The sequence below is a fragment of the Arthrobacter sp. MYb23 genome (assembly GCF_002979775.1).
Taxonomy (GTDB): domain Bacteria; phylum Actinomycetota; class Actinomycetes; order Actinomycetales; family Micrococcaceae; genus Arthrobacter.
This window is the reverse complement of the sequence record NZ_PCPR01000031.1, coordinates 28,353-50,086: the sequence shown is the minus strand read 5'-3', so window position 1 is coordinate 50,086 and position 21,734 is coordinate 28,353. Positions and strand designations below refer to the sequence as shown.

Annotated in this window: 22 protein-coding genes; 12 read left to right on the top strand and 10 right to left on the bottom strand. The window is 61.4% G+C overall.

The window, feature by feature from the left end:
• Positions 1 to 714: Rieske 2Fe-2S domain-containing protein (locus tag CQ020_RS21890; RefSeq protein ID WP_146117223.1), on the top strand; the 714-nt coding region annotated here is incomplete at its 5' end.
• Here the strand turns inward: CQ020_RS21890 and CQ020_RS21885 are convergent.
• Complete coding sequence (locus CQ020_RS21885; protein ID WP_105693976.1) at positions 711 to 1,673, bottom strand: hypothetical protein; 963 nt, start codon at positions 1,671 to 1,673, stop codon at positions 711 to 713. The two genes, CQ020_RS21890 and CQ020_RS21885, sit on opposite strands and share 4 nt — an antisense overlap.
• Positions 1,674 to 1,753: 80 nt before the next feature.
• Between CQ020_RS21885 and CQ020_RS21880 the strand changes: the two genes are divergently transcribed.
• The 3 genes from CQ020_RS21880 to CQ020_RS21870 are packed head-to-tail and all read left to right on the top strand — an operon-like array spanning position 1,754 to position 3,826.
• A complete protein-coding gene (locus CQ020_RS21880) occupies positions 1,754 to 2,242 on the top strand; it encodes a DedA family protein (protein WP_105693975.1) in 489 nt (162 codons plus the stop codon).
• Positions 2,243 to 2,273: 31 nt separating this feature from the next.
• The gene (locus CQ020_RS21875) at positions 2,274 to 3,077 is read left to right on the top strand and encodes a thioesterase family protein (protein WP_105693974.1); all 804 of its coding nucleotides are present in this window, start codon (positions 2,274 to 2,276) and stop codon (positions 3,075 to 3,077) included.
• Positions 3,077 to 3,826 carry a lipoate--protein ligase gene (locus CQ020_RS21870; RefSeq protein WP_105693973.1) on the top strand — a complete coding sequence of 250 codons (750 nt, stop codon included), beginning with the start codon at positions 3,077 to 3,079 and terminating at the stop codon, positions 3,824 to 3,826. Before CQ020_RS21875 ends, CQ020_RS21870 begins: the two co-directional genes overlap by 1 nt.
• Before the next feature lie 63 nt (positions 3,827 to 3,889).
• On the opposite strand, the gene CQ020_RS21865 is transcribed toward CQ020_RS21870, so the two are convergent.
• From CQ020_RS21865 to CQ020_RS21855, 3 genes are all read right to left on the bottom strand, one after another.
• Positions 3,890 to 4,528, bottom strand: a complete 639-nt coding sequence (locus tag CQ020_RS21865; RefSeq protein ID WP_105693972.1) for an MBL fold metallo-hydrolase — start codon at positions 4,526 to 4,528, stop codon at positions 3,890 to 3,892.
• Positions 4,525 to 5,610, bottom strand: coding sequence for an S-(hydroxymethyl)mycothiol dehydrogenase (locus tag CQ020_RS21860; RefSeq protein ID WP_105693971.1), 1,086 nt, complete (start codon positions 5,608 to 5,610; stop codon positions 4,525 to 4,527). Before CQ020_RS21860 ends, CQ020_RS21865 begins: the two co-directional genes overlap by 4 nt.
• Before the next feature lie 144 nt (positions 5,611 to 5,754).
• The gene (locus CQ020_RS21855; RefSeq protein WP_024816868.1) at positions 5,755 to 6,015 is read right to left on the bottom strand and encodes a mycoredoxin; all 261 of its coding nucleotides are present in this window, start codon (positions 6,013 to 6,015) and stop codon (positions 5,755 to 5,757) included.
• 170 nt (positions 6,016 to 6,185) lie between these two features.
• Here CQ020_RS21855 and CQ020_RS21850 point away from each other — a divergent pair, with 170 nt between their 5' ends.
• Positions 6,186 to 6,932 carry an SOS response-associated peptidase gene (locus CQ020_RS21850; RefSeq protein WP_258142156.1) on the top strand — a complete coding sequence of 249 codons (747 nt, stop codon included), beginning with the start codon at positions 6,186 to 6,188 and terminating at the stop codon, positions 6,930 to 6,932.
• A 3-nt stretch (positions 6,933 to 6,935) separates the two neighbouring features.
• On the opposite strand, the gene CQ020_RS21845 is transcribed toward CQ020_RS21850, so the two are convergent.
• Positions 6,936 to 7,325 (bottom strand): hypothetical protein, encoded by a 390-nt coding sequence (locus CQ020_RS21845; RefSeq protein ID WP_024816866.1) that lies wholly within the window; start codon positions 7,323 to 7,325, stop codon positions 6,936 to 6,938.
• A gap of 46 nt (positions 7,326 to 7,371) precedes the next feature.
• Positions 7,372 to 7,908, bottom strand: a complete 537-nt coding sequence (locus CQ020_RS21840) for a TetR/AcrR family transcriptional regulator (protein ID WP_105693970.1) — start codon at positions 7,906 to 7,908, stop codon at positions 7,372 to 7,374.
• A gap of 52 nt (positions 7,909 to 7,960) precedes the next feature.
• Between CQ020_RS21840 and CQ020_RS21835 the strand changes: the two genes are divergently transcribed.
• A complete protein-coding gene (locus tag CQ020_RS21835; protein ID WP_105693969.1) occupies positions 7,961 to 9,016 on the top strand; it encodes an FAD-dependent monooxygenase in 1,056 nt (351 codons plus the stop codon).
• A 33-nt stretch (positions 9,017 to 9,049) separates the two neighbouring features.
• On the opposite strand, the gene CQ020_RS21830 is transcribed toward CQ020_RS21835, so the two are convergent.
• From CQ020_RS21830 to CQ020_RS21820, 3 genes are read right to left on the bottom strand one after another with little or no spacing between them, the layout of a single operon-like run.
• Positions 9,050 to 9,415, bottom strand: coding sequence for a hypothetical protein (locus CQ020_RS21830; protein ID WP_105693968.1), 366 nt, complete (start codon positions 9,413 to 9,415; stop codon positions 9,050 to 9,052).
• Positions 9,412 to 10,500: a serine hydrolase gene (locus CQ020_RS21825; protein ID WP_181151992.1), complete on the bottom strand. Its 1,089-nt coding sequence runs from the start codon at positions 10,498 to 10,500 to the stop codon at positions 9,412 to 9,414. Before CQ020_RS21825 ends, CQ020_RS21830 begins: the two co-directional genes overlap by 4 nt.
• 11 nt (positions 10,501 to 10,511) lie before the next feature.
• A complete protein-coding gene (locus CQ020_RS21820; protein WP_105693966.1) occupies positions 10,512 to 11,066 on the bottom strand; it encodes a winged helix-turn-helix domain-containing protein in 555 nt (184 codons plus the stop codon).
• A gap of 140 nt (positions 11,067 to 11,206) precedes the next feature.
• Here CQ020_RS21820 and CQ020_RS21815 point away from each other — a divergent pair, with 140 nt between their 5' ends.
• From CQ020_RS21815 to pdxS, 6 genes are all read left to right on the top strand, one after another.
• Positions 11,207 to 11,551, top strand: a complete 345-nt coding sequence (locus tag CQ020_RS21815) for a DUF6504 family protein (RefSeq protein ID WP_105693965.1) — start codon at positions 11,207 to 11,209, stop codon at positions 11,549 to 11,551.
• Between the two features lie 4 nt (positions 11,552 to 11,555).
• The gene (locus CQ020_RS21810; RefSeq protein WP_105693964.1) at positions 11,556 to 15,056 is read left to right on the top strand and encodes a DNA polymerase III subunit alpha; all 3,501 of its coding nucleotides are present in this window, start codon (positions 11,556 to 11,558) and stop codon (positions 15,054 to 15,056) included.
• A 120-nt stretch (positions 15,057 to 15,176) separates the two neighbouring features.
• Positions 15,177 to 17,186: a threonine--tRNA ligase gene (gene thrS, locus CQ020_RS21805; RefSeq protein ID WP_105693963.1), complete on the top strand. Its 2,010-nt coding sequence runs from the start codon at positions 15,177 to 15,179 to the stop codon at positions 17,184 to 17,186.
• 19 nt (positions 17,187 to 17,205) lie between these two features.
• Entirely contained in the window at positions 17,206 to 17,799 is a 594-nt protein-coding gene (locus CQ020_RS21800; protein WP_024816860.1) for an HIT domain-containing protein, read from the top strand.
• Positions 17,789 to 18,418 carry a phosphatidylinositol phosphate synthase gene (gene pgsA, locus CQ020_RS21795; protein WP_105693962.1) on the top strand — a complete coding sequence of 210 codons (630 nt, stop codon included), beginning with the start codon at positions 17,789 to 17,791 and terminating at the stop codon, positions 18,416 to 18,418. The genes CQ020_RS21800 and pgsA overlap by 11 nt, the downstream gene beginning before the upstream one ends.
• A gap of 254 nt (positions 18,419 to 18,672) precedes the next feature.
• Positions 18,673 to 19,599: a pyridoxal 5'-phosphate synthase lyase subunit PdxS gene (gene pdxS, locus CQ020_RS21790; protein WP_105693961.1), complete on the top strand. Its 927-nt coding sequence runs from the start codon at positions 18,673 to 18,675 to the stop codon at positions 19,597 to 19,599.
• 62 nt (positions 19,600 to 19,661) lie between these two features.
• Here pdxS and CQ020_RS21785 read toward each other — a convergent pair whose 3' ends face one another.
• A complete protein-coding gene (locus CQ020_RS21785; protein WP_105693960.1) occupies positions 19,662 to 21,671 on the bottom strand; it encodes a M3 family metallopeptidase in 2,010 nt (669 codons plus the stop codon).
• Positions 21,672 to 21,734: the final 63 nt, after the last annotated feature.

Sequence of the window (21,734 nt, the reverse complement as noted above, 5' to 3'; positions counted from 1 at the left end):
ACCCGCTCCCAGCGCACCCACCCCACTGCTGAAGGAGACTTGCTCTTGGTGGGTGGCTACGGGCACGCCGGTGGCCGGGCGGCGTCACCGAAACACCATCTGGACGAACTGCTGGGTTGGGCCAAACAGCACTATCCCGGAGCAGAGGTCACCCACACCTGGTCTGCCCAGGACTACCAGGCCACCAACTTGATGCCCTTCTTTGGCAAGTTGCCCAGGGGACATGGCAGGATCCTGTTCGGCACAGGCTATAACAAGTGGGGGATGAGCAACGGAGTCGCGGTCGCGCTGTCCATTACGTCGGACATCCTGGGCGGCCAGTCAGACTGGGCAACCACCATCCATCACAGGGTTACCTCACCACAGGGTGCCCTCCAAGCCATTCGGCTCAACGCGGGCACTGCCAAGCGGATGATTGAGGACAGGGCAAAAGTCAGGAGCAACCCTGAAATCACGGACGAAACCCATCCCGCGGAAGGGACCGGCGTCGTCGGGCTCTATAAAGGTGAACCGGCGGCAGTGTCCACAGTGGACGGCAAAGTCTGTATGGTTTCCGCAAGCTGCGCCCATCTGGGCGGCCTGCTGAGCTGGAACGATGCCGAGAAATCCTGGGACTGCCCGTTGCACGGTTCGCGTTTCACTCCGGAGGGTAACTATCTTGAAGGGCCGGCGACGCATCACTTGAAGACATCGGTGGGTAAGAAGAAGGACTAACTCAACCGATCCACACGCCGCTGGGCCTGATCCGCGGCGCGTCGTTGCTGCGCGGCGGCCCGTACTGCGAGCTTCTTCCCGGATTCGGCAGCATCGGCATCCCGGGTGAGGCCAATCAGCTCTGCCTCCAGCTTTGCCAACCGGTTCCTGGCCTCATCAATGGCGGACTTCAGGGTTGTTCGACGATCGGCCAACTCGTTGACGAGTTCCCATGCCTTGGACGCTGCATCCTCGGCGCTTTGAGCTAGTTTGTTGGCTGCCTCAAAGTCACTGCGGGCTTCTTTCAGTGCTGCCTGTTGCTTTGCGGCCCGGCGCTCAGCCAGGGATGTTGCCTCCTCCTTTGCTTCCTTTTTCTTGGTTCCGGTTGGTTCCTTGGCAGGCGGCGATGCCTTCCTGGGCGGTTTGATCCCACTCTTCCCGGTGGCCTTCTCTTCATTTTCGGGAATGTCGTCCGGCCCGGCCGCGGCTACGGCATCCGTGAGGTCGACGGACTCAAACCCACTGCCACTCAACCCCCGCACCAGTCGGCCGGTCGCCACTGCTGCTGCGGCTCCAGTGTCGGCCATCGCCGCCCTCAGGGTCTGCTCGACATCTGCTGCGGCGGCCGCGCTCAACGGCGCTCCCAACCCGCCTGCCAAGTCCTTGGCAGCGTGTACGGCCGATGTCAGTTGCCCCTGGCGTTGCTGCCCAAGCTCGCGAAAGGCCGCGGCATCGGCTTCCTCCTGGGCAGCCCGCAGGGAATGCCCAAAACGCACGACGCCGTCAATCACCTCAGGCTTGTGGACGGCCAGCATGTTGATGGCCCAGGCGCCGGCTGCCGGCTTAGGGAGGCTGCCGATCTGCTGTGCCAGGTCCTTATCGCCGCGGTCCTTGGCCTGACGTGCCAACGCGGTGCGCGCAGCCGTGAAGTCCCGGGGCATCACGGCGTAGAGCTCTTGGGTGGCATCACGGAGATCCATGGACTCATCCTAGGGTTTCACCGGGCCGGCTACGGGGACCAAGTCCTCATTCTCCGAATCCTTAGGGTAGCCTAAGTCGAGTGGATCAGATCATGAGTTTGCCCTTCGGTGTCGCTCTTGCCGCGCTCTTCGCCATTGTCATGATCCGCGTCAACGCCACCTACTGGATCGGGCGGGGAGCCGTAGCCGGTTTTTCGCACACCCGCTTCGGCAATTCCCTCCAGGGACCCAAAGCAGCCCGTGCCCAAGCCTTGATTCAGCGCTGGGGCCCTTACGCCGTCGTACTTTCTTTTCTAACCATTGGCCTCCAAACGGCCGTCAACCTCGCAGCCGGCGCTGCCCGCATGCCGCTCCGACGCTACCTTCCCGCCGCCGTAGCAGGTTCTGTCATCTGGGCACTGCTGTACGCGACTATCGGTCTTGCTGCTTTGGAGGCCTGGTTGGCATTAGCGGCGGCGTCACCCGTTGGAGCTGCGGTGGGTGTCGCTGCCTTGGCAGCAATCGTTGTCTGGGTTGTCGTGTTCCGTCGGCGTCGGGCGAGGGCCAAATCAGCGGATACAGTGGTCTGAGTTCTACAGCTGGATCGGCGAAAGGCCTGGGTTGACTACTGCATTACCGGAACTGGCGGACGGCGACTTCTACTACGAATCACTGGGCGAGGGCCGCTACCGGTCCACCATTCACGCCCAGGGCGCGTGGAATCCCCACGAACAACACATGGCTCCCGCCTCGGGCATCATCGCCGATGCCTTGGTTCGCCATGAGCCACGGGATGACGTGCGCCTGGCGCGGATCAGCTACGAGATCCTCGGGCTTATTCCAGGGGGTGAATTCCAGGTCACTACTTCCACCCTGAGGCCCGGAAGAACCATTGAACTCCTTCAGGCGGAGCTTTCGGCAGGGGGGCGGGTGGCCATCCGTGCCACCGCCTGGCGAATGGTCACCAGTGACACCAGCGCCGTGGCCGCGGTTGAAGACGAGTCCATGCCGGCCCCCGACGAATGTAAGCCGTGGGATGGCGCCAGCGTGTGGCCCGGGGGTTACATCCGGTCCTTGGAGATGCGCATTGCCGAGGGGCACCGTCCAGGATCAGGCAAGGTGTGGATCCGTACGTCACATCCGCTCACGGATCAACACGACAGTTCTGAGCTGGCCCGTTTGATGGGCTTGGTTGACACCGCCAATGGGATCGCAGCCCGTGTTCCGCCCGGAGAAAACAGCTATATCTTCCCGAACGTGGACTTGCAGATCCATATGTACAGAGCGCCGGCTGGCGAATGGTTGGGCTTGGACAACAAAGTGTCCTTTGGTGCTGATGGCATTGGTCTGACCTCCACCGTGCTCCATGACCTCAACGGACCCTTCGGGCGGGCCGAGCAGATCCTGACCTTGAGGAAAAGCTGATGGGTGATCCGGGCGCGGGTTCCCGCCAGCTGACGGCCTACCGACAGAACGAATCCATGGGTGCGGCGGCAGACCTCGATTTTGCTTTGGAGCTGCTTCAGCGTGCCCGTAACGGCAAACTTGGCCCGTCTCTTCGCTTGTATCGTCCGCAGCCTACTGTTGCTTTCGGCCAGCGCGATGCGAACTTGCCTGGTTTTCAGGCAGCGGAGGAGGCCTGCCGGAAGCTCGGGTTCGAGCCTCTTATACGGAAAGCCGGGGGCCGCGCTGCCGCGTATCACCAAGGGACTTTGGTGATAGACCACATCGAGCCGCACCCGGACGCGATCGTTCGTGCCAAGGCCCGCTTTTCGGAGTTTGGTGAGCTGCTGGCCGGTGCGCTCCGAAGTGTGGGGGTTCATGCTGCTGTCGGTGAAATTCCGGGGGAGTATTGCCCTGGCGAGTTCAGTGTGCACGGCGAGGATCCCGATTTTCCTGCACACCGCATCAAGCTCATCGGTACCGCCCAGCGCGTCGTTTCCGGAGGCTGGCTTTTCAGTTCCGTGATTGTGGTGGAAGACTCTCAACCCATCCGCGAGGTCCTGGCAGCGAGTTATTCGGCGCTGGGCCTCGAATGGGATCCTGCCACGGCCGGGGCAGCTAACGATCTGCTCCCGCATCTGGATGTCCAGACTGTGGAGGACGCCGTTATTGAGGCCTACCGCGGGTACGCGGACGTCGTCGACGGCGACTTCCGCAGCCTGGTGGGGTAAGGCGGCTAGCTCTTACCCCACCAAGCCGGAGGGTGCCTTGCTCAGCAAGGTACCCCGGGTGCGTCAGTGTCCGCGGGCGATCCACTCATCCAAGTGCGGCTTTTCAGCGCCGATGGTGGTGGAATCACCGTGCCCTGTGCGGACCACGGTTTCCTCAGGCAAGGGGAGGAGCTTGGTCCGGATGGAGTCGATGATGGTGGGGAAGTCGCTATAGGAGCGTCCCGTCGCGCCAGGTCCGCCTTGAAAGAGCGTGTCTCCGCTGAAGAGCGTTTCTTCGCTGGCCAAGTGGAATGACACGGATCCGGGTGAGTGTCCGGGAGTGTGGATGGCTTTCAGCGTTGCACCGGCAACGGAGAACTCGTCGCCGTCCACGATCGCCACGTCCGGATCAATCTCCGGGAACACGGCCCGCCACAGCATCCAGTCATCCTGGTGCAGGTGGATGGGTGCTTTGACGAGCTCCCAAAACGCGCCGGCAGAGCTGATGTGGTCATCGTGGCCGTGCGTCAGGAGGATGGCCTTGACCGTTCGGCCACCCACGGCCTCGCGAATTGCTTCGGGGTTGTGGGCGGGGTCGATGACGATGCATTCAGAGTCATCGCCGATGATCCAGACGTTGTTGTCCACATCCCAGGTTCCTCCGTCGAGGGAGAACGTCCCGGAGGTGACAACGTGATCGATCGTGACGTTGCCGGCGCTCACAGCTCGACCACCGATCGGAGGACTGCACCGTCATGCATCTTGTCGAACGCTTCTTCGACCTGGTTGATGGTGATGCGTTCGGTGACGAATGCGTCCAGGTCCAGCTTGCCCTGCTTGTACAGGTCCACCAGCATGGGGAAATCGCGGGAGGGCAGGCAATCGCCGTACCAGGATGATTTGAGTGATCCGCCGCGGCCGAACACATCCAACAGCGGCAGTTCCAGGGTCATCTCCGGCGTGGGGACACCAACCAGGACAACGGTGCCGGCGAGGTCGCGGGCGTAGAACGCCTGCTTATAGGTTTCGGGACGTCCGACGGCGTCAATCACCACGTCTGCGCCGAAGCCGCCTGTCAGAGCCCGGATTTCTTCAATGGGGTCGCTTGCGGATGAATCCACCGTGTGTGTTGCACCGAGTTCCTTGGCACGCTCAAGCTTTTTAGCGTCGATGTCCACCGCGACGATGGTGGTGGCTCCTGCGAGCGCTGCGCCGGCGATTGCTGCCACGCCCACTCCGCCGCAGCCGATCACGGCAACGGAGTCGCCTCGCTTGACGTTGCCTGTGTTGAGCGCTGCGCCCAGACCGGCCATGACGCCGCAGCCGAGCAGTCCCACCGCGGCGGCGTCGGCGTCGGGGTCTACCTTGGTGCATTGCCCGGCGGCGACCAGGGTCTTTTCGATGAATGCGCCGATGCCGAGGGCCGGTGAGAGTTCCGTGCCGTCTTCGAGTGTCATCTTTTGGGTGGCGTTGTGGGTGTTGAAGCAGTACTGGGCCTGGCCGCGGTTACATGCCCGGCAGTTGCCGCAGACTGCACGCCAGTTGAGGACCACGCGGTCGCCCGGGGCTACGTCTGTGACATCGGGGCCGACTGCGCTGACGACGCCGGTGGCTTCATGGCCAAGGAGGAAGGGGAAATCGTCGCTGATGCCGCCGAGTTTGTAGTGGAGGTCGGTGTGGCAGACGCCGCTGGTGAGGATGTCCACCAAGGCCTCGCCGGGGCCGGGTTCGGGAACCAGTATGGTTTCTAATGTTGCGGGTGCGCCTTTGGAGCGGACGACGACACCTTTGACTGCGTGGACCATGGAGATGTTCCCTTCGGGCTAACGGGGAGCGGGTCCTGCTTTCAAGACGAAAAAGGGCCCGCTACGGATTCCCATTCTGTCTATCACAGGTGGCAGACAGAGTGGGATTGTTCCGTGCGGGCCCGGCAGCATGACCGCGGCAGTTTACGCGGCGACCAGGCGCTTCTCAACCTCGGAAGCGGACGGGTTGGTGGCCGCGGTTCCGTCAGGGAAAAGCACTGTGGGGACGGTGCGGTTTCCTCCGTTGAGCTGCTCGACGAGTTCGGCAGTGCCATCTACTTCTTCGATGTTGATCTCGGTGTAGCCGATGCCCTTGGCGTCCAGCTGCTTCTTCAGGCGGTTGCAGTAACCGCACCAGGTGGTCGAGAACATGGTGATGGTGCCGGAGTCGGGAGTGAAGTCCACAGAGCTCTCCTCGGTTGTGGTTCGTTGTGCACTGGATGTTTCGTTGTTATCAACGGTAACCCGCTCCCGAATAATTCCCGTTCAGCCGCGAAGCAGGGTTACGTCACATGCCTGTGCTGGTGCGTTCGGCGGGGAAAGGGCAGACTGTTGCCATGTGTGGACGTTATGTGATGGCCCGTGCGGTGGGGGATCTGCTCGCCGATTTTGACGCCGAACTTGAGAAGGAAATCGCCCTGGAGAAATCGTGGAACGTGGCTCCGACTGATGCTGTTCCCATCGTCTTGGAAAGGCTGATTGACCACGATGTGAAACGGCAGCTCCACGTGGCGAAGTGGGGGCTGGTGCCCTCGTGGGCGAAGGATCCCAAGGGCGGTGCCCGGCTTATCAACGCTCGAAGCGAGACGCTGTTGGAGAAGCCGTCCTTCAAGAAGGCCGCGGTGGCCAGGCGTTGCGCGGTTCCTGCTGACGGTTATTACGAATGGAAGAAGGGCGAGGGCAAGAACAAGCAGCCGTATTACGTGCACCCGGGAGACGGCCAGGGCTTGGTCTTTGCAGGCTTGTACGAGTGGTGGCGTGACCAGTCGGCCTCTGATGATGACCCTGCCCGTTGGTTGCTGTCCATGTCCATCCTGACCGCGGACACCCCTACGGCTGAGTCGGCCAGGTCCCGGCGCAGCGCTTCGGTCTTTGATGAGCTGACCGCCTTGCATGACCGTGTTCCATTGCCGATGAGCACAGAGACGATGGAAGCCTGGCTGGATCCGCGGGAAAAGGACGCCGAAGGGCTGGTGGAGTTGGTCCGCTCCAGGGCACACGATGCCGCAGCTGCGTGGACACTGGACCCGGTGGGTGCCGCGGTGGGAAATGTCCGCAACAATTCACCGGAACTCATTGAACCGGTGGAAGGCCTCTTCTAGAACTTAGAGAGCCTCGGTGACCGGTACGCCGGATTGAAACTCCCGGCCGTCCGCTTCGCTGAAGCCCGTCATGACGTGGCCTTTGCTCAGCCCATGGATGGCCGACATGGGGAAGTTCCCCGTGATGACGTTGCCCGAGTGCTCCACGCCCTTGATGTCGTAATTTTCCTCAGCACTGAGGGAATGGTTGAAGGAGTAGAACGAGATCGCCTCGCCGTTCATGAATTCGATGCCGAGCCTGCGCTGCGAGGAATAATCCTCGCTGGCAGCAACAAGGCCCACGACGTAAGCGCCGGAGCCTGGGATGTTGCCGTCGATTTCGAACCTTGCCACAAGGTTGTCTTCTTCGGCGGAGATGTTGACCTGCTTCAGGAGTGCGTCATTGGTGCTCATTCCACAATCCTGCTCTGTGGACCGGCTGCCGTCCACCCCTTGACTTTCAGCCCTCCAAGAGGCGCAGGATGCTGCGTGCCACTGCGGCTGTGTCAATGTCCTGCCCCTTCCTCGCGGTCAGGAGGTGGAGGGCAAGGCCGTCGCTGTAGTCGGAGATTGCTTCTGCCCGGCTGCGTGCTTCGGCTATTCCCATCGACTCGAGCAGTTGCGCCAAGGCATGTACAAGGCGCTCGTGTCCGGCAGCGACCACTTCGGGTTGGTCGAGGGCGAAAACGAACCTGGCCCGGGTGAGTTCGGCGTTTTCCCGCGCGAGTCCCATGACTGCACCGGCGATGTTCTCTGCCAAGGATGCTGCCGACGTCGGGATCTCCGATGGTCCCTGCTGCAGCAGGAGGCGGTCACGTTCTTCAACGCGGTCGACGGCGGCGCTCGTTAGCGCTGCACGGTTGCGGAAATAGTTGGAGGTAGTTCCGACGGCGACGCCGGCCTGGGCGTCGACGGCCCGGTGGGTGAGTCCCTTGAGTCCCTTGGCGGAGACGACGGCGAGCGCGGCATCGGCAAGTTGAGTTCGTCGGTCTGGCATGGCGAAAGTCTAGCTTCAACCCCTTTCACCACTACAAATGTAGTAGTACAGTGTGCTCATGGAAAGAGTGGACATCATCGGTGGAGGAATAGCCGGACTGGCGCTCGCCGGGCGGCTGGACCCGGGCAGGTTTGACGTCACCGTGTATGAGCAGCGGCCCGAACTCCCTGCAGTTGGGACAACTCTGGCCATGTGGCCGGGGGCTCAAAGGGCCTTGGCCGAGCTGGGGATCCTTGGGGCTGTTCGGAGCCGGGGGTCCATCATCAAGACCGGCGCCCTCCGCAGCCCCTCCGGGGATCCCATGCTCTCCATGGAGGGAGAGGGCCTGGTGGGAGTGTCCCGGCCAGAATTGCTGAGGCTGCTGGATTCCGCAGTTCCGGACACGGTGTCCAGGGTGGCTGGGCGCGTGGATCGTCTGCCGTCCAACGCCTGGCTGACTGTGGGGGCGGATGGAGTCAAGAGCATCGTCCGACGCGACTACTGGGGCGAGCGGAGTGCTGCCAGGCCTACTCCATTCCTTGCTGTCCGCGGAGTCATTCCCGGAACCCCGTCCGCTGAAGACGTTGGCGAGTACTGGGGGAGGGGTGAGATTTTTGGCTTGGCACCTGCTGGTGATGGAACCAACTGGTATGCCTCCTACAGGTCCGCCCTTGGTCCGGACAAGGTTGATGTTGCAGAAGCACTTGAGATGACAAGGACCCGGTATGCGCAGTACTCACCTGCTGTTCGGAGTGTTCTTTCCACTGCTGCTCCGGGTAATTCGCTGGCCCAGCGGATCTGGACGACGCCTCCGCTCAGGCGTTATGCGCAGGGCAACGTGGTGTTGCTGGGGGACGCCGCACACGCCATGACCCCCAACCTTGGCCGTGGTGCCTGCGAAGCGCTGATCGATGCTGTGAACCTGGGCAAGCTGCTGAACGAGCGGCCCTTGAAGGAAGCGCTCGCCGCCTATAGCCGGGAGCGGGTGGTGCGCACTCAATTACTTCGGCTGGCCTCTTCGCTCATGGGTGGCGTTGCCCTCGCCCAGGGTGCGCAGCCGTGGCGCGACGCTCTGGTGAAACAGATCGGCAAGCGTTCCAAGCGGACCGCCTCGCGGAGTGGTATCTAGGAGCCTGCGCCGGTTCTACAGCCTGTGCCGGTTCTAGAGCAGGAGGAGTACGACGACGACCGTGGTGGCCACCAGGCACCCGGCTACGGTTCCAAGTATGCGCCGGGCCGGGGATGAGCTGGCCGTGATCCACGGCAGGCCTGCGCTGCGGTACATCATCCCCGCAAGGGCGGTAGCCGCAAGTGCGACTACTACGAACCAAAGGGTTGCTGTTGCCGGTGTCCATGTCCCGAGTTGCCGGACAAAGACCAGCACTGCGATTACCTCGAACGCCGAAGTGATGAGTCGGAGTCTGTCTGCCTTGCCCGCGGTGCGCTCCGATGCCCGTTTTCGTGGCAGTACCGCCACAAGATGCGGTGTCAGCAGCAGTGCGCAAATGACCGGCAACAGCCACATCATCGGAAATCCCCTCGTGTTGCCTCAGCAAGAAGCGCATGGGCGATCCCCTCCACCGGGCCGTTAGCTGTGTCCCCGGCGATGTACACAGCTGTTCCCGCCGCGCGATCAAGGACAAGTATTGACCGATATCCGCCGGTTGCTCCGTTATGCCAGGTGATGGTGCGGCCATCCCTCTCGTCGATGAACCATGCCAGGCCGATTGAGCCGCCGTCATCATCGTTATAGCGGGGATCAAGTGAAGCTGCCGGATCGACGCGCAATGCAGGGTCGGCTGTGAGGAGCGCCGAGGCGTATCGCGCCATATCTGCGGCGGTGGAGCGGACCCCGCCGGCCGGGGCATGGGCATTCCCTGTCCACGGATCGGCTGACCTGCCAGAGGATGTGAAACCCCGGGGAGCATCGTCCGTGAGGCCGGAAGAACTGACCGGCGCGAAACTATCTGACATGCCAAGGGGTTCGAATATTCCTTGGCTCAGCACCTGCTCGTAGGGGAGGCCCCGGGCGGAAGCGACTGCCTGGCCCAGCACCGCAACACCCATGTTCGAGTATGAGACGCTTCCTGCGCCCGACAACCCGGACCCACGCGCCGCGCTGACCAGTTGTTCAACGCCGCCCGTGTAGGGATCGCTGCCCCTGAGCTGAGAGACATAACCCTGCAGGAAGGCGCCTATTCCGGACTCAATTCGGGGAAGACCCGAGCGGTGTGAGGCCAACTCCTCCAACGTGAACGGTTGAGTTCCGAGTTCAAGGTACATCGACGCCGGATCCGTAATGTCCAGCACATCATCACCCTCCGCCTGAATCAGAAGGAGTGACGTCATGGTCTTGGTGATGGAGCCGATCTCCATGGAAGTGCGTTCGTCTGCGCCGAGGCCAGCGAACTTGGTGACCTCTGGTGTCACCACAGCGACGCTGAGGTGGTGGTAGTCCCCGTCAGAGGCGAGTTCAGCCAGTCGGCCCGCGACGAGAGGGTCCCCGGTGCGGTCAGCAAAGGGGCGGGGAATATGAGGGCCCAAGAGGGTGCCCATGACCATGGTGACCGCGGCAACCACCGCTGAAAGAGCAAGAAGCCGCCGACTCCTCATGCTGTGGCTCCTCATGATGTGCCTCCTGACGCAAGGATGATCACCAGCAAGGGGATGACCTTTTCCCCCGGGACGCCATACCGTCCACGTGACATGGGACGAACCCAACCAGCAGCCTGCAGTTGGCTGAGGTGGTGATAAACCTGTCCTGGCGTCCCCACACCCTCAAGTTCGCTCAGTGAGGCGACACTGTCATTGCCACGAAGGATTTCCTGGAGGAAGCGGATCCTTGCGGGGCTCCCCAGGGCGACGAGGGCGTGTGAAGCACCAGTGGTTTCCCAGTCGCGGGCAAGAATGTCCGTGACGGGGAGACCGTACTGCCAATCAATGGGCGTGGCCCCCTTGTAGCCCTGATGGTCCCCCGCCGGAATACTGCCCGCATAGGTAACGACGGCGGTATCGGCGTAGCGCTGCTTCAAGGCAGAGAGAACCCAGAAGGGGTCGGTGGTTTCGGGGGCAGGCGGTGCGGCACTTGGCTGTGCGGCACTTCGGGCCGAAGCCGCTTCCAACGCCGCCACCCGCTCTTCCAATGCTGCAAGCTCCAGCTGGAGGTCTGTATCAGTCACACCTCAAAACTATGGTTTCTACGGAATTTAAACAACTACGTACTTTATCCAAGGGTAGGTTTCTGCTCAAAACGCGGCGTAAACTGAATTATTCGAACATACTTTCGAATAAGGTTTCTCCGGCGTAAAGAGGTGAAGATATGGGGCTGTTCAGTGAATCAGTAAGTGTGAGCTGCACGGACGCAGGCCAGCCGCAGGAAGTCCAATGGAAAGGCACGCAGTACACAGTCACCAACGAACCTGTGCGCTGGTACGAACGACGCCAATGGTGGCTTGAAGAAAGCCGCGCACCCCTGGGAAGCGGAGCCGGCTTGGTAGACCACGAGATCTGGCGGGTACAACTGCTGCCCTCAACCGCGGAGCCGGAAGCCAGCCACTCCATAACCCTCGATCTCGTCCGACACCTGGGTAGCGGACGGTGGAGACTCCTGCGCATCCACGACGCCGCACCAGCAAGTGCAGTAGAACCCGACGAAGCAGCGTGAACCCTTGAGCTTCACCCATCTGCACGTCTCCACGGCCTTCAGCGCACACTACGGCGTCTCCTGGCCCGATGAACTCGCCCGAGCCGCCGCAGCAGACGGCGCCACGGCGCTCGCCTGCACGGACCGTGACGGCCTGTACGGCACCATCAAACACCTCAAAGCCTGCATGGAAGCAAACATCGATCCCATCGTGGGTGTTGACCTGGCAGTCTTCGACGACGACGGCGACCAGCGCACCCAAGTCGCGGGCCGCGTCGTCGTCCTCGCCCACGGCAACAACAACGGCGCCGGCTACAAGGCACTCTGCCGCCTCGTCTCCGACGCCCACGCAAGAACCTCAGGAAAAGCCGGGGGAGTAGTCCCCGTGGCAGTAACCAGAGGAGAACTGGCATCAAGAACCCTTGATCCCATAACCCTCAAGCCAGTCCTCACCGTTCTGATCGGACCCGACTCTGATGTTGGCCAAGCCATGGGGGGCCGCAAATACCTCAGGCCCAGAACCCTTTTCAAGCAATGGATCGACGCCATGCCACCGGGAACCATCGTGGCCGAAGCAGTTTCCCACCTCAGTGCACCCGGAGAACCACTGAGCACTGCCCACGCAGTACGAATGCTCAAGCTCGCCCTGGAACACAACATCCCCGCCATCCTCAGCAACGCCGTCCGCTACTGCGCCCAGGACGGAGCTGCAACCGCCGACGTCCTCGACTCCGCCCGTACCCTCAAGTCCCTTCCCGAACTCTCCGCCGCACCCCTGCTGCAACCAACAGGGCAGGGCTGGCTGAAAAACGCCCAGCACATGCTCCAACTCGGCAAAGAAATCATGAACGCGGCAGGCCAAGGGAAAGCCGACCTCAACAAACTACTTGCCAACACAGAGGCGCTCGCCGACAAATGCCGCATCGATCCCATCCTGGACATGGGATGGAAGAAACCAGTGGTCCCCGAAGCCTCCATCATCGGCATCGACCGCGACCCCATGGTGGAACTCACCCAACGCTGCGAAGCCGGAATCACCAAACGGTTCCCTGGCCTCAACGGGGAAATGGAGAAACGGGTGCGCTCGCGGTTGGTGCATGAGTTAGGGATCATTGCCAGGCTGGGGTTTGCTTCGTATTTCCTCACGGTGGCTGAGGTGTCCCGGATGATCCTTGATATGGGTGTCAGGGTTGCTGCCAGGGGGTCCGGCGCTTCCAGCCTGGTCAACTACCTGATCGACATCAGCCAGGTTGATCCGATCCGCCACGACCTCATCTTTGAACGGTTCCTTTCGGGACGCCGGTCAACCCTTCCTGACATTGACATCGACGTCGAAAGTGCGGAAAGGCACAACGTCTACCGCCGGATTTTTGATCGATTCGGCGCCGAGCGGGTCACCCTCATGAGCATGCAAAACGGTTACCGGGCGCGAGGCGCAGTCCGTGACGCAGGTATGGCCCTGGGCATGCCGGATGAAGAAGTCGGTGAGATTGCCAAGCAACTGTGGAGATTCTCTGCCCGCAAGTTCCGGGAAGCACTGGTGGAAAAGCCCGAGTTGCGGAATTTTGCCGGGCGGGTGGAGCAGGGTGCCTTGGAGGAGAACCAGCAGCTGGACATGTTGGTGGACCTTACCGAAAGGCTGGATCGCCTGCCCAGGCATATCTCCATGCACCCCTGCGGCGTGATTCTGGGAGATGCCACGCTCCTGGATAGAACTCCCGTCCAGCCCAGCGGATTGGGTCTGCCCATGAGCCAATTCGATAAACATGACATGGATCCCATGGGAATGCTCAAACTCGACGTCCTGGGAGTGCGGATGCAAAGCGCCATGGCCTTTGCCGTGCGTGAGGTCATTCGCTTGCATCCCTCGAAGGCAGAAGTTGTGGAGGCTGGCAGGCATCCAGTTGAGCCGGGTGGCTCCGGGCCGGACTTCATTGCCGCCGACGGAAGGATCGATCTCAACGCCGTACCGTTCGACGACGAACCCACCTATGAGTTGATCCGCAGCACCCACACACTTGGCTGTTTCCAGATCGAATCACCCGGTCAACGGGAGCTCATTGGAAAGATGGCACCCAGGGAATTCAACGACCTCATCATCGACATCTCACTGTTCCGTCCAGGGCCCATGAAATCGGACATGGTCCGTCCTTTCCTGGAACACAGGCATGGGTTCGCGCCGGAGGTCTACCCTCATCCGGACTTGAAGCCTGTGCTGCAGGAGACTCATGGAGTCACGGTCTTCCATGAGCAGATCCTGAAGACCTTTGACGTCATGACCCGCTGTGGGTTGGATAGGGCGGATGAGTTCCGCCGTGCCTTGGGTGATGAAGTGCACGAGCCTGAAGTGGAGAGGCAATTCCGCCGGGACGCGATCAAGAAATACTCTCCAGAGGTTGTGGACAAGGTCTGGGGCACCTTGAAAGCTTTTGGCAGCTTTGGGTTTTGCAAAGCCCACGGAGCCGCTTTTGCCGTGCCCACCTATCAATCGGCCTGGCTGAAAACCCACCATCCGGAAGCCTTTCTTGCCGGGCTCTGGGAGCACGATCCCGGAATGTATCCCAAACGGCTGCTGGTGGCAGAAGCCCGTCGGCTCGGAATCCCCATCCTGCCCCTGGACATCAACCGGAGCCATGCCGAATACCGGGTGGAAAAGATCCAGGACGGGCCCGATCGAGGCAAGCTTGGCATCCGGCTGAGCCTCACGGGGATCTATGGGCTTTCGGGGGCAGAACTCAAGAGAATTGTGGCAGGGCAGCCCTTCGATTCCTTAGCTGACCTCCGGGCCCGGGCGAGGGTCAGTAAACCGAACATCAAAAGGCTTGCTCAACTGGGCGCTTTTGATTCCCTGCACAAAGATTCCGGGGGGAAAGCAAACCGGGCAGACCTCGTGCAACACCTGCAGGCGCTCCAAAGCAGCTCCGGAAGGAAGCCTGCGGATGTCATCGAAGGGCAGTTGGCGTTCGCCCTGGGCGATGTGGAGCTAAGGAATCTGGCTCCGGAACTGCCCGAGCCTTCCATGGTGGAGAACGTCAGGGCCGAGCTTGACCTCATGGCCGTGGATGTCAGCCAGCACCTCATGGACAGCCACCGGCCACTACTGGACAAACTGGGGGTCACCACGGCTGACAAACTCCTGGGCTTACGCAACGGGACCGAAGTCCTGGTGGCTGGAGTTCGGATCGCGACCCAAACCCCGCCCATGCGTGGGGGAAGACGTGTGGTCTTCATCAGCATCGACGACGGCACCGGCTGTGTGGATTCTGTGTTTTTCCATGAGGCCCAGGAAGAATCCGGACCCTTGCTGTTTGGTACCCGGATGCTGCTGATTCGTGGAACCACCAGGAGGACTGGCCCCAAGGGAATCAGCCTCAGTGCCAACAAAGCATGGGACCTCAGCCAGCCGGAAACGCTGCCTTATGCAGAACTCCTCCCGGCCGGAGGTGTCCTTCCTGATGAATTCACTCACCGAGGCCCTCTTCACGGCATCTCCAGAAACCTTGCCATCACCGGTTTGGGCAGCTGAATCCAGCGTCGGCGCGCTGCTTTGGCCGCCTTCGCTGAAGCAGATACGATTGACGGTGGCTGGCTGTGGTCCCCGTATGCCACAAGCTATGAAGCCTTTAACTATGAATAGGAGACACCCGTGTCAGATGCCCAACAGATCACCCTCATCGTCGATGGCGAAGAGACCAAGGTGACGGAAGGGACTACCGGCGCGGAACTCTTCTTCGAGCGCCGCGACGTCGTTGTAGCCCGTGTCAATGGTGTGCTGAAGGACCTTGACCAGGTCTTGCCGGCCGACGCTGAAATCGAAGGCGTCACCATCGAATCTCCTGATGGCCTCAACGTGCTCCGTCACTCCACCGCCCACGTCATGGCTCAGGCCGTGCAGCAGTTGCGCCCCGATGCCAAGCTCGGCATCGGCCCGTACATCACGGACGGTTTCTACTTCGACTTTGATGTTGCTGAGCCGTTCACCCCGGAAGACCTGCGCCAGCTGGAAAAGATGATGCAAAAGATCATCAATCAGAACCAGAAGTTCGTTCGCCGCGTGGTCACCGAAGAAGAAGCCCGCGAAGCCATGGCCAACGAGCCTTACAAGCTGGAACTGCTGGGCAAGAAGAATGATGCAAGCGACGCCGCAGAGGGTGTCAACGTTGAGGTCGGTGCCGGCGACATCACCATCTACGACAACGTGGACAGGAAAAGCGGCGAGAGTGTGTGGTGCGATCTCTGCCGTGGCCCGCACTTGCCCAACACCAAGATCATCTCCAACGCTTTCGCGTTGACCCGCTCTTCAGCCGCGTACTGGCTTGGCAACCAGAACAACCAGCAGCTGCAGCGCATTTACGGTACAGCCTGGCCCACCAAGGAAGCCCTCAAGGCCTACCAGGAACGCATCGCTGAGGCCGAGCGCCGCGACCACCGCAAACTTGGCGTCGAGCTGGACCTGTTCTCGTTCCCGGACGAGCTCGGCTCCGGCTTGCCCGTGTTCCATCCCAAGGGCGGCATCATCCGCAAGGCGATGGAGGACTACTCCCGCCAGCGCCACGTGGACGCCGGTTACGAGTTCGTCTACACGCCCCACATCACCAAGGGACACCTCTACGAGGTTTCCGGACACCTTGACTGGTACAAGGACGGCATGTTCCCGGCGATGCAGGTGGACGTCGAATTCAACGAAGACGGCACGGTTCGCAAGCCGGCACAGGACTACTACCTGAAGCCGATGAACTGCCCTATGCACAACCTCATCTTCCGCTCGCGTGGCCGTTCCTACCGCGAACTGCCGCTGCGCCTTTTCGAATTCGGCGCGGTATACCGCTACGAGAAGTCCGGCGTTGTTCATGGCCTGACCCGCGTACGTGGCATGACACAAGACGACGCCCACATCTACTGCACCCGTGAGCAGATGAAGGACGAACTCACCACCACGTTGAACTTCGTCCTGGGCCTCCTCAAGGACTATGGCCTGGATGACTTCTATCTGGAACTCTCCACAAAGAACGAAGAAAAGTTTGTGGGCGACGACGCCGCATGGGAAGAAGCCACGCGCACACTTTCCGAGGTTGCGGCAGCCTCGGGCCTGGAACTGGTTCCGGATCCGGGTGGAGCAGCTTTCTACGGCCCCAAGATCTCTGTTCAGGCGAAGGACGCACTGGGGCGGACCTGGCAGATGTCCACCATCCAGCTGGACTTCAACCTGCCCGAACGCTTCGAACTGGAGTACCAGGCTGCGGACGGCACCCGCCAGCGGCCCGTTATGATCCACCGCGCACTCTTCGGTTCCGTGGAACGCTTCATGGGTGTTCTCACCGAGCACTACGCAGGCGCCTTCCCGGCATGGCTTTCGCCCGTCCAGGTTGTTGGCATTCCAGTGGCCGAGACATTCAACGACTACATGTTCGACGTCGTGGACCAGCTGAAGGCCGCAGGAATCCGGGCCGAAGTTGATGTCTCTTCAGATCGCTTCCCCAAGAAGATCCGTACGGCCAGCAAGGACAAGATCCCCTTCGTCCTGATTGCTGGAGGTGAGGACGCCGAGGCCGGTGCCGTGTCGTTCCGCTTCCGGGATGGCAGCCAGGATAACGGCGTGCCCGTGGCAGAGGCGGTCCGCAGGATCGTGGATGCCGTCAAGAACCGCGAGAGCTGACGGAACGGACACATAGACGGTGCAGGAGAACACAGGCGCGGCAACCGGCATTCCCGGTGACGCTGACGTAACCGATGACTTCGGACTCGCGGGCGTTCCGGACGCTTTTCAGCGCCTGTGGACTCCGCACCGCATGGCCTACATCAAGGGCGGGCAGGATCAATTCAAGAACAAAGATGACTGCCCGTTCTGTGTAGGGCCAACACGTACTGACGAGGAATCCCTCATCGTCTACCGGGGACGGACCTGCTATGTGGTCCTCAACCTGTTCCCGTACAACCCAGGGCATCTATTGATCTGCCCTTACCGCCATGTGCCCGACTACACGGACATCACCGTGGAGGAGACGGCGGAGTTTGCCGAACTCACGCAAACAGCAATGCGGGTGTTGCGGAAGGTTTCGAACCCCAGCGGCTTCAACCTTGGCATGAACCAAGGCGTGACCGGCGGCGCGGGAATCGCCGCTCATCTCCATCAGCATGTTGTTCCGCGCTGGGGTGGGGACGGAAACTTCTTCCCCATCATCGCCCAGACCAAGGCCATTACGCAGACGCTCGATGAGGTCCGCAAACTGGTGGCCGAAGCCTGGCCGGGGGAGTCGAATGCTCAATAGGCATGCGCGCGGCTTTTTCACTTCACTTTTTACCCCTTTAGCGCGTTGGCTCCTCAGGATCGGTGTGTCTCCGGACGCCGTGACCATCGCAGGGACCGCAGGGGTGATATTGGGCGGACTCGTCCTCTACCCCTTGGGCTTCTTATGGTGGGGCTCGGTGGTGATCGCGTTCTTCGCATTCTCGGATGTGGTGGATGGAATCATGGCGAGGCTGCAGGGCCGCAGCGGTGGCTGGGGCAACTTCCTGGATTCCACCCTGGACAGGCTCGCGGACGGTGCAATTTTCGCGGGCCTCACCATCTGGTTTTTCACCGGAGGTGAAGATCCTGCGATTGCTGCCGCTGCCGTCGTCTGTCTGGTTCTTGGAATGGTTGTTTCCTACGCCCGGGCCAAGGCGGAGTCCTTGGGCTACCAAGCGAGCGTAGGAATAGCTGAACGGGCAGAACGCCTGGCATCCGTGCTGCTCATCACTGGGCTCACGGGATTGGGCCTCCCGCCGGTGGCGTTGTTCGTAACCCTCATCCTGCTTGCGCTGGCGAGTGTCATCACCATCGTCCAGCGGATGTCCACCGTAAGGCGGCAGGCCATGGCCGAAGCTGACGGGACTGCTGCAGCGTAACGCCTAGGAAATATCGCTATCCAAGGGAACTGGCAACCGACCAAAGTCCCTCCGCCGCAGTTGTGCAGCTGACCTACCACAGCCCGCTTTGTTGCCCTCTACAGGGGTAATGAATGTACTGCCGGCATGCAAGGTGGGACTACTATTACTAGTACTTGGTCACCTTGACCTGAAACCCGGTGTGCGCTGATTGCGGTCGTGTGGCTGCGCGCGCCTCCGGCAAGAAGGTCGTTTATCTACCCATAGGGGTTTTTGTGTCTACACCAGATGTAAGCAACGAAGCCGGTTCGTCCGCGAACAGCGTCACGGGCAGCAGCCGCGTCAAGCGGGGCATGGCGGAGATGCTCAAGGGCGGCGTCATCATGGACGTCGTTAACGTCGAGCAGGCCCGCATCGCTGAGGATGCCGGTGCCGTGGCTGTCATGGCGCTCGAGCGTGTCCCTGCCGATATCCGCGCCCAGGGCGGCGTGTCCCGCATGTCGGACCCGGACATGATCGATGCGATCATCGCCGCGGTGTCCATCCCTGTGATGGCGAAGGCCCGCATCGGCCACTTCGTTGAAGCACAGGTCCTGCAGTCCCTCGGTGTTGATTACATCGACGAGTCCGAGGTCCTGACCCCGGCCGACTACATCAACCACATCGACAAGTGGAACTTCACCGTTCCCTTCGTCTGTGGTGCCACCAACCTCGGTGAGGCCCTGCGCCGCATCAACGAGGGCGCGGCCATGATCCGTTCCAAGGGCGAGGCCGGCACCGGGGATGTTTCCAACGCCACCGGCCACATGCGCAAGATCCGTTCCGAGATCGCCAAGCTCGCAGCCCTCCCCGAGGACGAGCTGTACGTAGCGGCCAAGGAACTGCAGGCCCCGTACGAGCTGGTCAAGGAAGTTGCCGCCACCGGCAAGCTCCCCGTTGTCCTGTTCACCGCCGGTGGCATCGCCACTCCGGCTGATGCTGCGATGATGATGCAGCTCGGTGCCGATGGTGTGTTCGTTGGTTCGGGTATCTTCAAGTCCGGCAACCCGGCCGAGCGCGCCGCCGCCGTCGTCAAGGCCACCACCTTCCACGACGATCCTGACGTGATCGCCAAGGTCTCCCGCGGCCTGGGCGAAGCCATGGTGGGCATCAACGTGGACGAGATCCCGCAGCCGCACCGCCTCGCAGAGCGCGGCTGGTAAAGGCAAAAAGAAGTACGACGTCGGGCCGGTCACCTTTCAAGGGTGGCCGGCCCGACGTCGTTCTAGTCCAGTCCCCGCCGCTTGAGGAGGGGCTCAAGCTCTGCGTCGCGGCCTCGGAAGGCGTGGAAGGATTCCAGTGGATCGCGGCTGTTACCCCGTGAGAGCAGCTCAGACCTGAACCGGTCTCCGTTGGAGCGTGTCAGGCCACCGTTTTCCTTGAACCACTCCACGGTGTCGGCATCAAGCACCTCGCTCCAGATATAGGAGTAGTATCCCGCTGCGTAGCCTGCGCCGGCGAAGATGTGCTGGAAGTAGCCCGTCCGGTACCTCGGGGGGATCAGGGGGTGGGCGATGGCCGCGTCCGCCAGGGCTTTGGCTTCGAAGGAGAGAACGTCGTCCGGCACCTCCGACTCGGGAATCACGTGCCATGCGAGGTCAAGGAGCGCAGCCCCCAGATATTCCGTGGTTGCGAATCCTTCTCCCCACAGCAAGGACTCGTTGAGCTTGTTCACGGTGTCCTGCGGGAGGACTTCCCCGGTGGAGTAGTGGCGTGCGTAGTTGGCCAATACCTCTGGCCACATGATCCACATCTCGTTGACCTGGGACGGGTATTCCACAAAGTCCCGCGGCACGGACGTTCCGGAGAACCGCGGGTAGGTGACATTGGAAAACAGGCCGTGCAGGGCATGGCCAAACTCATGGAAGACAGTGCGGACCTCGTCCAGCGACAACAGTGTTGGCTCGCCGGGAGCCGGCTTGGTGATGTTGAGGTTATTGATCACCACGGACCGGGTTCCCAGCAGGCTGGATTGTTCCATGAGGGAATTCATCCAGGCACCACCGCGCTTTGACTCCCGGGTGTAGTAATCGCCCAGGAAAAGGCCGAGACCGCTGCCGTCTTCATTCAGGACTTCCCAGACGCGGACGTCCGGGTGATAGCCTTCAAGGTCTTCGCGCTCGTGGAAAGTCACCCCGTACAGCTGAGTTGCCGCATGGAAAACTCCATGGTTGAGTACATTTTCAAGGCTGAAATAGGGCCGGATTGCCTGCTCATCCACCTGGAATCTATCCTTGCGAACCCGGGCAGAGTAGTACGCCCAATCCCACGGCTCAAGTTCGTGGCCGGCGGCTTCCGTCAAAGCCTCTGCCTCCGATTGGGCATTCCGCACGGCAGCGGGGGCCAGCCGACCCAGCATCGCTTGCACCTCACTGAACCCGGGCGCTGTCTGCTGGTCAACCACCAGCTCAGCGAAATTGGCAAAACCCAAGAGAGCTGCCTTCTTTGCCCTCAACCGGACAGTAGCCTTCACCAGGTCACGGACGTCCAAAGGGCCATCAGTACCACGCGCCAAGGACGCCTCGTAAAGGCGACGGCGGATGGCCCGGTTCTCCAAGAACGCCAGGGCGGGCTGGTTGCTGGGTTGGATTAAGGTCAGTAAGTACTTGCCTTCATGGCCGGCAGACTTTGCTGCTTCCGCGGCCCCGGTGATGGCTTCAGCCGGCAGCCCCGCCAGATCCGAGGCGTCGTCCAGGAGAAGGGCGGCGGACTTCATGGCCTCTTTGACGCGTTGGCCAAATTCCGTGCCCAAACGTGAGAGCTCCGCGTTGACGTCGCGCAGCCTTGTCTGCCCGGCATCATCAAGCTGAATTCCGGATTGCCGGAACTCTTTTAGGTACTCCTGTACCAACCGGGACGACTCCGCATCCAGAACCGTGGAGTCGAGCGCTGCGAACCGCTCGTAGAGCGCGCGGTTCATGTACACGGCGTCCTGATGCGCTGAGAGCTTGGGTGAGATCTCGATTTCCAGCGCTTTGATGGCGTACGAAGCATCAGCGGAAACCAAGGTGAAGAACGCTGCCGCCGCCCTGTTGAGGAGTAGTCCCGAGCGCTCCATGGCCACCGCAGTGTTCTCCAAGGTAGCGGGCTCCGGGTTGTCCGTGATCCTGGCAATTTCACTCAGATGTGTGGTCAAGCCTGCCTCTATGGCCTCGGCGTAGTGCTCCGTTGAAATGCCGGTGAAGGGCGGGAGCCCGTAGGGCAAAGGGCTGGGGCTCAAGAGTGGATTGGTCATGAAGTGACTCTTTCACGTAAGAATCGTGTCCTCAAGGGCGGCACGCCCGGTTCCGGAGGGCTT

Coding starts and splice junctions, on each gene's coding strand:
- CQ020_RS21785 (WP_105693960.1), bottom strand. CDS start 21,671: ATGACCAATCCACTCTTGAGCCCCAGCCCTTTGCCCTACGGGCTCCCG.
- CQ020_RS21860 (WP_105693971.1), bottom strand. CDS start 5,610: ATGGTCCACGCAGTCAAAGGTGTCGTCGTCCGCTCCAAAGGCGCACCC.
- CQ020_RS21885 (WP_105693976.1), bottom strand. CDS start 1,673: ATGGATCTCCGTGATGCCACCCAAGAGCTCTACGCCGTGATGCCCCGG.
- CQ020_RS21825 (WP_181151992.1), bottom strand. CDS start 10,500: ATGAGGAGTCGGCGGCTTCTTGCTCTTTCAGCGGTGGTTGCCGCGGTC.
- CQ020_RS21870 (WP_105693973.1), top strand. CDS start 3,077: ATGGGTGATCCGGGCGCGGGTTCCCGCCAGCTGACGGCCTACCGACAG.
- CQ020_RS21845 (WP_024816866.1), bottom strand. CDS start 7,325: ATGAGCACCAATGACGCACTCCTGAAGCAGGTCAACATCTCCGCCGAA.
- pgsA (WP_105693962.1), top strand. CDS start 17,789: ATGCTCAATAGGCATGCGCGCGGCTTTTTCACTTCACTTTTTACCCCT.
- CQ020_RS21830 (WP_105693968.1), bottom strand. CDS start 9,415: ATGATGTGGCTGTTGCCGGTCATTTGCGCACTGCTGCTGACACCGCAT.
- CQ020_RS21850 (WP_258142156.1), top strand. CDS start 6,186: ATGGCCCGTGCGGTGGGGGATCTGCTCGCCGATTTTGACGCCGAACTT.
- CQ020_RS21840 (WP_105693970.1), bottom strand. CDS start 7,908: ATGCCAGACCGACGAACTCAACTTGCCGATGCCGCGCTCGCCGTCGTC.
- CQ020_RS21815 (WP_105693965.1), top strand. CDS start 11,207: ATGGGGCTGTTCAGTGAATCAGTAAGTGTGAGCTGCACGGACGCAGGC.